Here is a 12,042-nt window from a genome sequence, read left to right as displayed (position 1 = left end):
AAATAAAACCATGCAAGAACATAACTATACCCAGGTCGCGCAGGAATATTACCGCCAGCGCCACACCACACCCGGCTGGCAAAGCCTGGTACAGGTGCTATTTTCAGGTATTCTGGCGTCCGCCGATGACGAAGATGGCCGCCGCTTTCTGACCCTGATGGGCAATAACCTGGCACGCCAGCATCCGCTTCCCGCCTCTGCGACCCTTGGCGAACTGGAAGACAATATCAATCATATTCTCAGCCGTTTTGACTGGGGTGTCGTGAAGCTGGAAGCGACTTCGCAACAACTGGCGCTGGTGCACATTGCCTGGCCGGCATCACCGCAAGGGCAGGATGATGCGTTGTGGCCTATTGCGCTCATCGCCCTGTTTGAAGGACTGTATGCTGAGTGGTTGTTATCACAAGGCGGGCAACCCTATGTTCCGCTGCGCTGGCAGGAAAGCACACCGGAAGGCGCATTCGTTTTCCGTTATCAAAATGGTTTGTAAGGAATCTCTATGTCGTTATTTCGGCGCTACAGCCTGGTGCTGTGGTTCGGCCTTATTTTCGCGTTTTTCAGTTCCGCTGTAATGGCTCAGGATGCTGGCTGGTCTGCGTATAAAAGTCGCTTTCTGATGCCAGATGGACGAATCATTGATACCGCCAATAAAAACGTCAGTCACACCGAAGGTCAGGGTTTCAGTATGCTGCTCGCGGTGTTCAATGACGATCAGGCGACGTTCGACAAGCTGTGGCAGTGGGCAAACACGACGCTCTATCGCAAAGATATCGGCCTGTATTCATGGCGGTATGACCCGAACAGCACTCCGCATGTGGCAGATATCAACAACGCCTCTGATGGCGATACGCTGATGGCCTGGGCGCTGTTGCTGGCGGGTGATAAGTGGAACGACAGCCGTTACACCAAAGCCTCTGAAAAATTGCAGACGGCGCTGATCAAATACAATGTGATTGATTACGCCGGTTACAAAGTGATGCTGCCGGGCGTGAAGGGTTTCAATCAGACCAGCAACGTAACCGTCAATCCGTCCTATTTCATCTTCCCGGCCTGGCAGGCATTTTATGCGCACAGCCATTTGAAAGTCTGGAAAGATCTGGATGAAAGCAGCACCGCGATGCTCAGTAAAATGGCGTTTGGCGATTTCCGCTTACCGACGGACTGGGTGGATATGCAGGCCGATGGCACCCTGAAACCGGCCAGCCGCTGGCCAACGCGTTTCAGTTACGATGCCGTGCGTATCCCGCTGTATCTCGGCTGGGCGCATCCCGGCAGCCCGCAACTGGCACCGTTTATTCTGTGGTGGCAAAAATCCCCACGCGACGCCACACCCGCCTGGATTGATGTCATGACCGGCACCAAAGCGGGCTACAACATGTCACCGGGATTATTAGCCGTGCGCGATTTCACCATGGCCAACGCTGGCGCCATCAGCCCGAACCTGGCACCGAAAGACGATTACTACTCTTCCACCCTGCAACTGCTGAGCTGGTGGGCAAGTCATAAAGGGTAAGCGTACTCTGAAATAGTAAGGCCAGTCAGTGGATGCTGACTGGCCTTTTTTGTTGTAATCGATTGCATATATACAATCGATTAATTCTAAAATGATTGTATATATACAATTGATTTATCCAAATTTGATTGTATATTTAATATTGAAAATCAATAAATCTATTGTAAATATGCAATTAAAAGGTTTCTCTATGTGGGATAAAGAATTAAAAATCAAACAGGTAGACAACCTTCTCAATGAAATGAAACCTCGACGCAAAGCCAAGCGCCCAAAAAAAGGATGGATACAACTTCTCAGAAGCGCGCTGGGTATGAGCACCCGCTCCCTTGCCGAACGATGTGGTTTAAGTCAGTCGCGCATTTCGCTGATAGAAAAAGGTGAAATTGAAGGGTCGCTAACGCTGAATACACTGGAAAAAATCGCTGAGGGCTTGGATTGTGAGCTTGTATACTTTTTGCAGCCAAAGCAAGGGCGAACGCTGCAAGAACTAAGAGAGCAGCAGGCCGGGAAAAAAGCGAAATTCCTTAATCAGTACACTGAAATTCATATGTCACTGGAACAGCAATCCACATCATCAGCGTTCCAAGAATCGACACAAGACAAGCTTAAAAGCGACCTATTACAAAAATGGCCTCGGGATTTCTGGGATGAAAAATGAGCGAAACCATCAATAATGGCCTTCCTGAAGGGGCAACGGAACTTAGCCCTGACGATCTGGCCGGTTTAATTCCCGACTACATCTTTACCCGGGAAGACCTGAATCAATTTGAAAAAACGAACATACAGCAGGCATTAGCGCATCTCAGCCGTCAGAAGCTGATTTACACAGAGATCTTAACTGTCGATTTCTGTCTTCGATTACACCGCAACATGTTCAATAAAACGTGGGAATGGGCGGGGCAACTCAGACGCAGAGAAGTAAACATCGGGAATACGCCGCCTTATATGATCTCAATGCGTGTCAGAGATACTCTCGATAATGCAATTTTCTGGATTGAAAACGAAACTTACCCACCCGATGAAATCTGCCTGAGACTTCACAGAGACATTGTATGGATCCACCCTTTTCCCAATGGGAATGGAAGGCATTCCCGGATATTTTGCGACGTGCTTCGTCGCGCGCTTGGAAGGGGGTTCTTTCCCTGGGGGATATCAGCAGGCGAACTCGTTTCACCAGATGCACATCGCGCTGAATACATTCTCGCTCTGAGAGAAGCCGACAATGGCGATTATAGGCGCCTTATCAGATTTGCTTCTGACTAAATATTACCCAGAAAAAAGCCCGCTTTCGCGGGCTTCGTTATAACGGCGGGGGATTACTGATTTACGGCGACCGTCTGCGTCGTACCGGTTTCATCCTGATCGACAGCGAAGCAGGCGACGAGCTGATCGCCGTACTGTTTCAACTGCGGCTGGAACTGTTTGCAGGTGCCGAACGCACGGCGGCAGCGGGCGTTGAACGCGCAACCGGCTGGCGGATTCAGCGGGCTTGGCAGCTCGCCGGTCAGTTTGATGCGTTCACGGCGTTCGTCCGGGTTCAGACGCGGCGTCGCGGACAACAGCGCCTGCGTGTATGGATGGCGCGGATTGCTGAAGATGGCGTCTTTCGGCCCCTTCTCCACGCAGCGTCCCAGATACATCACCATCACTTCGTCAGCGATGTGTTCCACCACGGACAAGTCGTGGGAGATGAAGACGTACGACAGCCCTAAATCCTGCTGCAAATCCATCATCAGGTTCAGTACCTGCGCACGCACGGAAACGTCGAGCGCGGAGACCGGTTCATCGGCGATCACCACGTCCGGATCCAGCATCAGACCGCGGGCGATAGCAATACGCTGACGCTGGCCGCCGGAGAACATGTGCGGATAGCGGTCGTAATGCTCGGTTTTCAGGCCGACTTTCGCCATCATCGCCAGGGCTTTTTCGCGACGTTCTTCGCGGCTAAGTTTGGTGTTGATCAGCAAGGGCTCTTCGAGGATCTGCCCGACTTTCTTACGCGGGTTGAGCGATCCGTAAGGATTCTGGAACACGATTTGGATCTTCTGACGGCGCAGCTTTTCAGCGGTTGCGTCAGGTTTCAGCAAATCCTGACCACGGTAATACAGCTCACCGCCGGTCGGCACTTCAATCATGGTCAGCAGGCGGCCCAGCGTGGATTTACCACAACCGGACTCCCCGACCACCGCCAGCGTTTTACCGCGTTCGAGGGTAAACGACACGCCGTCGAGCGCTTTCACCGTGCGTTCCTGGCCGAAGATGCCCTTCTTCACCGGGTAATGTTTTTTCAGGTCAATCGCGTGCAACAGCGGCTGCGGTTGGGTGTTATCAGGACTCATAAGTAGGTCTCCCGGCATCATCCAGCGGATAATGGCACTTCGACTGACGCCCGTTCGCGAGGTCACGCAGCGCAGGTTCTTCTTTACGGCAAAGATCGGTTGCATACGGGCAACGCGGATTCAGCAGACAGCCGTTAGGACGGTCATATTTACCCGGCACCACGCCCGGCAAGGATTGCAGACGCGCTTTATCTGCGGCGAATTCCGGCAATGAGCGCAGCAGCGCCTGCGTATACGGATGGCGTGGCGCACGGAAGATTTCCGTGGCTTTTGCCGATTCCACTACCTGTCCGGCATACATCACAATAATGTGCTGCGCGGCTTCGGCCACCAGTGCCAGGTCATGGGTGATCAGCATCAGCGCCATGTTTTCGCGTTGTTGCAGATCGAGCAGCAGTTCAATAATCTGCGCCTGAATGGTCACGTCGAGCGCGGTGGTTGGCTCATCGGCGATCAGTAATTTCGGGCGACAGGCAATCGCCATTGCGATCATCACGCGCTGACTCATCCCGCCGGAAAGCTGATGCGGATAGACATCGAGACGCGAAGCCGGATCCGGAATACCCACCAGATTCAGCAAATCGATGGTGCGCTGACGACGGGTCTTTTTGTTGCCGCCCTGATGCACCTTGATGGCTTCCATAATCTGGAAACCGACGGTGTAACACGGGTTCAGGCTGGTCATCGGATCCTGGAAAATCATCGCGACTTCGGCACCGACAATCTGGCGGCGTTCTTTTTCGCTGATGCCCTGCAGATTACGGCCACCAAACTCGAGTTTTTCAGCCATCACTTTACCGGGGAAGTCGATCAGCCCCATCAGCGCCAGTGAACTGACTGATTTACCGGAGCCGGATTCACCGACAATCCCGACCACTTCGCCCTGTTTCACGCTGTAACTGATACGGTCTACGGCGCGGAACGGCGTCCCTTCGTCACCAAAGTGAACGGAGAGTTTATCCACGTTCAGCAACGTTTTGCCGACCTGAACATCATTCGTTAATGTTGTTTCCATCTCCAACCCCTTACTGCTTAAGTTTAGGGTCGAGGGCATCACGCAGGCCATCACCCATCAGGTTAAATGCCAGCACCGTCAGCAGAATGATCACGCCGGGGAAGGTCACGACCCACCAGGCACTTTGAGCAAACTGTAAGACGTCCGACAGCATGGTGCCCCACTCCGGCGTTGGCGGCTGTGCGCCCATACCGAGGAAGCCCAACGCTGCCATATCAAGGATGGCGTTGGAGAAGCCGAGCGATGCCTGAACGATCAGCGGCGCTAAGCAGTTAGGTAAAATATTGATGAACATCTGACGGGCAGAACCGGCACCGGCCACGCGCGACGCAGTGACGTAGTCGCGGTTCACTTCCACCAGCACCGCAGCACGGGTTAAGCGGACATAGTGCGGTAAGGCCACGAAGGTCAGCGCCAGCGAGGCGTTAACAATCGATGGGCCAAAAATTGCCACCAGCACCAGTGCCAGCAACAGGCTTGGCAGGGCCAGCATGATATCGACCACACGCATGATGATGGCGTCAACCACACCGCCGTAGTAACCGGCAAACAGACCGAACACCACGCCGAGGATCAGCGACAGTACGACGACCAGGCAACCGACCAGCAGCGATAAACGCGCGCCGTACATCAGACGCGACAGAATATCGCGGCCGACGTCGTCGGTGCCCAGCAGGAATTTCCAGCTCCCGCCTTCCATCCAGACAGGCGGGCGCAACAGCGCGTCACGGAACTGTTCGGCAGGCAGATGTGGTGCAATCACGTTCGCACCAATCGCAATGACCAGCATGATAATGATGTAAGCCAGGCCGACAACGGCCCCTTTGTTACGCTTGAAGTAATGCCAGAATTCGCGCAAAGGCGGCATCGGCACTGGCGCAGCCGTCACTAACTCGTTAGCGACCGGCTCAGTGGTTTGAGACATTGTGCGCCCCTTATTTCTTGTGGCGAATACGCGGGTTGACCACGCCGTAGAGCACATCTACCAGCAGGTTAACCACGATGATCAGAGTAGCGACCAGCAACACCCCGCCCTGCACGACCGGATAGTCGCGGCGCTGGAGTGCGTCGATCAGCCACCGGCCGAGTCCCGGCCAGGAGAAGATGGTTTCGGTCAGGATGGCACCGCCGAGCAGCGTACCGACCTGCAAACCAATGATGGTCACCACCGGCAACAGCGCATTGCGCAGCGCGTGGATGACAATCACCCGCATACGGCTGACGCCTTTGGCGCGCGCGGTACGGATGTAGTCTTCGCCCAGCACTTCCAGCATGGAAGAACGGGTCATACGCACAATCACCGCCAGCGGAATGGTGCCCAGTACGATGGCCGGTAAAATCATGTGCATCACGGCATCCACGAAATCACCCGGTTCGCCCCAAAACAACGTGTCGATCAGCATAAAGCCGGTCAGCGGCAGGCTGTCATCCAGGAAGACGGTATCGCTTATTCGCCCCGATACGGGCGTCAGATTAAGCTGCACCGAGACCAGCATCACCAGCATGATCCCCCACCAGAATATCGGCATCGAATAGCCGGTCAGCGAGATCCCCACAGCCGTGTGGTCGAATATCGATCCCCGTTTTACCGCCGCCAGCACACCCACCGGAATACCGACAATGATCGCGAAGATCATCGCGCAGATGCCCAGTTCCAGTGTTGCTTTGAAGCGCGGTACGAATTCCTGCCAGACAGGGGTGCGGCTTTTTAAGGACGTGCCCAGGTCGCCGTGCAGCACACCGTTCACGTAGTGGAAGTATTGTTGGTAAAGAGGCTTGTCGAGCCCCATATCTGCCATCAGCTGGGCGTGACGTTCGGGGGAAACACCGCGTTCGCCTGCCATGATGGTGACCGGGTCGCCTGGTATCATGTGTACGAAGGCAAAAGTCAGCAAAGTAATGCCGATAAACGTTGGGATAACTAACCCCAGACGTCGGAGTATGAACTGCAACATATCCCGTACTCTCTGTATAAAATGCCCGGCGAACCGTAGCTCGCCGGGCTTATTGATAGCTCACAAAACTTTATATCGCTGAACTAAAAGACGTAGTGAGCGCTCAGCGAGCAAGGCGGAGGAGCAGAGCAATTGAGACATACCATTAGGTAGGCGAAAATTGCGAGCACCGCACAACGCAGCTCCCTGTGCGCTCAGTAGTCAATTACTCCATTGAGACGTTTTCGAAGTGGTGTTTGCCGAGCGGATCGACGACATACCCTTTGACTTCTTTGCGAACAGGTTCGTATACGGTGGAGTGAGCGATGATCAGCGCAGGTGCCTGGTCATGCATCACAACCTGAGCCTGCTGATACAGCGCGGCACGTTTGGCGTGATCAGATTCAGCACGGGCTGGCTGGATCAAATCTTCAAACGGCTTGTAGCACCAGCGGGAGTAGTTGGAACCGTCTTTCGCCGCTGCACAGCTGAACAGGGTAGCGAAGAAGTTATCCGGATCCCCATTGTCGCCGGTCCAGCCCATCATCACAGACTGGTGCTCACCGTTCTTAGCACGCTTGAGGTATTCGCCCCACTCGTAAGTCACGATGTTGGCTTTCACGCCAATTTTTGCCCAGTCAGCCTGGATCATTTCAGCCATACGGCGTGCGTTCGGGTTGTACGGACGCTGTACCGGCATCGCCCACAGGTCGATAGCGAAACCGTCTGCGTGACCGGCTTCTTTCAGCAGCTCTTTGGCTTTCTCAGGATTGTATTCGTAATCCACAACGTCTTTGTTGTAGCCCCACATGGTTGGTGGGATCAGGTTTTTAGCCGGCTGGCCAGCACCCTGATAAACCGCATCGATGATGGCTTTTTTGTTCACAGCCATGGTCAGTGCCTGACGCACTTTCACTTCATCCAGTGGTTTCTTCTCAACGTTGAAGGACAGATAACCTACGTTCAGGCCAGGCTGTTGCATCAGGTTGATGGATTTATCTTTCTTCATTGCCGCGATGTCAGCCGGGTTCGGGTATGGCATCACCTGGCATTCGTTTTTCTGCAGTTTCGCGTAACGCACGGAAGCGTCAGGCGTGATGGAGAAGACTAAACGGTCGATCTGCGGCTTGGTGCCCCAGTAGCCCGGGAAGGCTTTGTAGAGAATGCGTGAATCTTTCTGGTATTGCAGAAGCTGGAACGGACCGGTACCGATCGGATCCAGGTCGACTTTCTCAGGGGTTTTCGCTTTCAGCATGTTGTCAGCGTATTCCGCAGACAGGATGGAAGCGAAGTCCATCGCGAGGTCAGCCAGGAACGGAGACTCCGGGCGGTTCAGCACGAACTGTACGGTGTTGTCGTCCACTTTCACGATCTTGTTAATCAGATCGCCCATACCCATGCCTTCGAAGTATTCGTAGCTGCCGCCGGAAACGCCGTGGTAAGGGTTATTTTTGTCCAGCTGACGTTCGAAGGAATACACGACGTCGTCCGCGTTGAAATCACGGGTCGGTTTGAATTCCTTGTTGTCCTGCCACTTCACGCCTTTGCGCAGATGGAAAGTGTAGGTTTTGCCATCAGCAGACACGTCCCACTTCTCAGCCAGACCCGGCTGGATTTCAGTGGTCCCGATCTTGAATTCAACCAGACGGTTGTAGATAGGCACGGAGCTTGCGTCATACGTGGTGCCAGAGGTGAACAACTGAGGGTTGAAGCCTTCAGGTGAACCTTCAGAGCAATACACTAACGTTTTTGCCTGGACACTGGCCGCAACGGTCAGCGCAATCAGGCCCATACTGAATTTCAGTAGCCCCGACTTACCTAAAGAGATTGTCATCGCTTCTGCTCCATCGATTAATGGTGATGTGGATGTGTGTGTTGTGTATACAGCTCACGTCACCCTTTATTTTTATTTGCGGGTGACTGTGTTTGCTCGTGTGCTGCAATAAGTCCAACCAGAGCATGGTGAACTGCCATTTTTTTCCTTCGATCTGTAAAGCTGTCTTTACAAAATCTTACCGGAAATAATCACTGGTCTTCCTTGGGGCTATCAATTTGGCAACTCCTTTCCTTGACGTCAATATAACCATCAGGCATTTACACAGACTGTGAGTTACAACAAACAAACATAAAAAAACATTTTGTTAACCAAATCAGGATGAATGTTCAGTTTGCGCAGTGAATAACCAGACAATCCCCTTTGTAAAAGAATATTCCTGGGGGTTTCGCCCATTTTAAATCCCTAAAAATTTCTGGCTAAATGATGAATATATGAACGGTTATTTTTGAGATAGGGGTGGAAACCAGCGGAAAATGCTGACAAGTGTAGCAAACGGCGTCGACTCATCAGCGAAAGCGTTTGCGCTGGCACCCGCAAAATACCCCAAAATAGCGCAATTGCACGCTGGTGGTGCAGGTGATTTAGCGTACTGATGTTGTCTGTTTTTCCGGCATAAGCCGGGTTGCGGGCGGACATGGATTGAAACTAATATGTTAAGCAGTTTTTAAACTCTGGCGCATTTATTGCTTGTTATTACGGGCTTATTACCCGCCAGAGGTTTTCTGATGGAACTGAAGTGGTTTGAAGATTTTCTCAGTGTGTCTCAGTGCTATAGCTTTACGCGAGCCGCCAGTGAAAGAAACATCACCCAGTCCGCGCTGAGCCGACGAATTAAGCAACTGGAAGAATGGCTTGGCGTGCCGCTTTTTGACCGAAAAACCTACCCGATACGCCTGACGCCGGAAGGCCAGGACTTCCTGCATACTGCGGCAGATCTGGTGTTTTCCATGACACAACTGCGCAGCGACCTGCGTGAGCGCCATGCGCAGAAGCACGCCATCGTGCATTTTGCCGCGCTCAATACGCTCTCCCTGACCTTTTTCCCCGACTGGATCAACCAGATCGACCCGTCGCATCAGTACGGCTACATTCGTTTGTGCGATCAGCAGCCGTCATTCAGCGGCAATATTTCCCTGCTGCTGGATGGCGAAACGGATTTTCTGCTGACCTACGCCCATGATTCCGTCCCGCTGATGAAACAGCTCGAACGCTTTCCCTATATCGAACTGGGAAAAGAGAATGCGCTGGCCGTCTGTGCACCAGACGATGACGGCAAACCCCTGTTCCCGCTGAGCCCCTTTGGCGGCACCCGCGTCCAGCTTCCTTATCTCAGTTACGGCAATCGCTCCTTTTTTGCCCACGCGCTGAGTGCCCTGTTTGCGTCGCGCCCGCTGCCGCTGAAGCCGGTGTATGAAAATCCGATGTGCAGCGGCCTGAAAGCGATGACCATTTCCGGCTGCGGCGTGTCGTGGTTGCCCACCAGCCTGATCTGCGAGGAACTGGCGAACGGCTCGCTTATCCGCGCCGGAGAACGAAGCTGGGATATTCAGGCCAGCATCCGTCTTTACCGGCTGGAAAAATTTCGTACACCACAGGCTGAACGGCTGTGGAATAAAGCCAGCCAGTTGCACCAGACCCGCGCCGTCGCCTGACCGGTTCCGGCGATAAAAATGTTCCCTTTCCACGCCAGGCTCCCGCGTGAGGCTCCCCGCAACCTGTAATTTCTCCTTTCTATTCAGAGAGTCACGCTGACTATTCTGTTTTCGCATATCTCAAAATATCTATGCGGTTTTGGAATGGGTCAGCTGAAAGACTCATTGGATCTTTGCCTTTTCTGCACACATTCTGAACAGGTTCCTCCGACACACTGACCTCATAAAACCGTAGCCACTGGCACAAGGAGTCTCCGTTGAATAACGCATCTGCGCAGAATAAAGAAACCGTCTGGAGCCTGGTCGACGCCAAAAAAGCCCTGTTCACCGCCCTGAGCGATCGCGTCTGGGGCATGCCGGAAATTTGCTATACCGAATACCGTTCCGTCGCCGAACACACGGCGATGCTGAAAGAACAGGGTTTTCGCGTCACTGAAAATGTCGCTGACATTCCGACGGCCGTGATGGGCGAAGCCGGTGAAGGCGGCCCGATCATTGCGATTCTCGGCGAATACGATGCGCTGCCGGGGCTGAGCCAGGTAGCCGGGATTGCCCGCCCTGAACCTTTACCGGGCAACGGTCAGGGGCATGGCTGCGGGCACAATCTGCTGGGTTCTGCCGCCATGCTGGCAGCTACGGCGCTGAAAGACTGGCTGGCACAAACCGGCACGCCGGGGCGCGTACGCTATTACGGCTGTCCGGCGGAAGAAGGGGGCGCCGCCAAATCCTTTATGGCGCGCGCCGGGGCGTTTGACGGCGTGGATATCGCCATCACCTGGCACCCGAATGCCTTTACTGAAGTTGCCCGCGCCGAATCGCTGGCCAATACCCGCATGGATTTCGTCTTCCACGGCCGCTCCTCGCACGCCGCCGCCTCGCCGCATCTTGGACGCAGTGCGCTGGACGCCGTTGAACTAATGAACGTCGGCGTTAACTACCTGCGCGAACACGTACCGCAGGATTCCCGCATTCACTATGCGATGCTCGATTCCGGCGGCATCGCGCCGAACGTGGTGCAGGCGCGTGCCGCCGTGCGTTATGCCATCCGTTCACGCGACGTACATGCCATGTTTGAACTCAACGAGCGCGTGAAAAAAGTCGCACAGGGCGCAGCGCTGATGACCGAAACCACCGTCGATATCAGCATCATGAGCGCCGTGGCCAACCTGCTGGGCAACCGCCCGCTGGAAGAAGCCATGCAGCGTAACTTCGAACTGCTCGGTCCGCTGGAATTCGACGCGGCTGACAAAGCCTTTGCCGCTGAAATTCAGGCCACGCTCAGCCCGCAGGATTTGCAAAGCGCCTACCGCCGCATCGGCCTCAAAAAACCGCAGGACGCCTCACCGTTATGCGAATTCATTGTCCCGCTGGAAACCTCCGGCGAACTGATGCTGGGTTCAACGGACGTCGGTGATATCAGCTGGAAAATGCCGACCGTGCAGGCGCATGTCCCGACTTACGCCATCGGGACACCGGGTCACTCGTGGCAGCTCACTGCGCAGGGGAAAATGCCTGCCGCGCATAAAGGGCTGGCTTACGTCGCCAAAATCATGGCCGCCACCGCCATCGACACCCTGACCGACAGCGCACTGATGGCAGCCGCCAAACAGGCGCATCAGGAACTGACCGCTGAAACCCCTTATGTGTGCCCGATCCCGCCGGAAGTCAAACCGCCGGTTCAGCCACGTCCTGAATAAAAGTTTGAAGCACCCTCTCTGATGACAGGGAGTGGGTCTGCTCCTCCCCCTGCGA

Annotated in this window: 11 protein-coding genes; 6 read left to right on the top strand and 5 right to left on the bottom strand. The window is 54.2% G+C overall.

The window, feature by feature from the left end; translation table 11 throughout:
* Positions 1–10 precede the first annotated feature (10 nt).
* The 4 genes from bcsD to UC14_RS13075 all read left to right on the top strand — a co-directional run bounded on the left by bcsD (position 11) and on the right by UC14_RS13075 (position 2,776).
* A complete protein-coding gene (gene bcsD / locus UC14_RS13090) occupies positions 11–490 on the top strand; it encodes a cellulose biosynthesis protein BcsD (protein WP_013573453.1) in 480 nt (159 codons plus the stop codon).
* A 9-nt stretch (positions 491–499) separates the two neighbouring features.
* Positions 500–1,513 carry a glycosyl hydrolase family 8 gene (locus UC14_RS13085; protein ID WP_013573452.1) on the top strand — a complete coding sequence of 338 codons (1,014 nt, stop codon included), beginning with the start codon at positions 500–502 and terminating at the stop codon, positions 1,511–1,513.
* Between the two features lie 190 nt (positions 1,514–1,703).
* Positions 1,704–2,171: a mobile mystery protein A gene (locus UC14_RS13080; protein WP_013573451.1), complete on the top strand. Its 468-nt coding sequence runs from the start codon at positions 1,704–1,706 to the stop codon at positions 2,169–2,171.
* The gene (locus tag UC14_RS13075) at positions 2,168–2,776 is read left to right on the top strand and encodes a mobile mystery protein B (protein ID WP_013573450.1); all 609 of its coding nucleotides are present in this window, start codon (positions 2,168–2,170) and stop codon (positions 2,774–2,776) included. The genes UC14_RS13080 and UC14_RS13075 overlap by 4 nt, the downstream gene beginning before the upstream one ends.
* Before the next feature lie 53 nt (positions 2,777–2,829).
* On the opposite strand, the gene dppF is transcribed toward UC14_RS13075, so the two are convergent.
* The 5 genes from dppF to dppA form a co-directional block, all read right to left on the bottom strand.
* Entirely contained in the window at positions 2,830–3,852 is a 1,023-nt protein-coding gene (gene dppF / locus UC14_RS13070) for a dipeptide ABC transporter ATP-binding subunit DppF (RefSeq protein WP_013573448.1), read from the bottom strand.
* Positions 3,842–4,867 (bottom strand): dipeptide ABC transporter ATP-binding protein, encoded by a 1,026-nt coding sequence (gene dppD, locus UC14_RS13065; protein WP_112197854.1) that lies wholly within the window; start codon positions 4,865–4,867, stop codon positions 3,842–3,844. Before dppD ends, dppF begins: the two co-directional genes overlap by 11 nt.
* A 10-nt stretch (positions 4,868–4,877) precedes the next feature.
* Positions 4,878–5,792: a dipeptide ABC transporter permease DppC gene (gene dppC, locus UC14_RS13060; RefSeq protein ID WP_013573446.1), complete on the bottom strand. Its 915-nt coding sequence runs from the start codon at positions 5,790–5,792 to the stop codon at positions 4,878–4,880.
* 10 nt (positions 5,793–5,802) lie between these two features.
* Positions 5,803–6,822: a dipeptide ABC transporter permease DppB gene (gene dppB / locus UC14_RS13055; protein WP_013573445.1), complete on the bottom strand. Its 1,020-nt coding sequence runs from the start codon at positions 6,820–6,822 to the stop codon at positions 5,803–5,805.
* Positions 6,823–7,027: 205 nt separating this feature from the next.
* Complete coding sequence (gene dppA, locus UC14_RS13050) at positions 7,028–8,635, bottom strand: dipeptide ABC transporter periplasmic-binding protein DppA (RefSeq protein WP_037033811.1); 1,608 nt, start codon at positions 8,633–8,635, stop codon at positions 7,028–7,030.
* Positions 8,636–9,363: 728 nt separating this feature from the next.
* Here dppA and UC14_RS13045 point away from each other — a divergent pair.
* The gene (locus UC14_RS13045; RefSeq protein WP_013573443.1) at positions 9,364–10,290 is read left to right on the top strand and encodes a LysR family transcriptional regulator; all 927 of its coding nucleotides are present in this window, start codon (positions 9,364–9,366) and stop codon (positions 10,288–10,290) included.
* A gap of 257 nt (positions 10,291–10,547) precedes the next feature.
* Complete coding sequence (locus tag UC14_RS13040; protein ID WP_013573442.1) at positions 10,548–11,987, top strand: M20 family metallopeptidase; 1,440 nt, start codon at positions 10,548–10,550, stop codon at positions 11,985–11,987.
* Positions 11,988–12,042 lie beyond the last annotated feature (55 nt).

This window comes from Rahnella sp. NRRL B-41462 (assembly GCF_003263525.1).
Lineage (GTDB): Bacteria > Pseudomonadota > Gammaproteobacteria > Enterobacterales > Enterobacteriaceae > Rahnella > Rahnella aceris.
The sequence above is the reverse complement of the archived record's forward strand: the minus strand, read 5'-3'. Positions and strand labels throughout refer to the sequence as shown.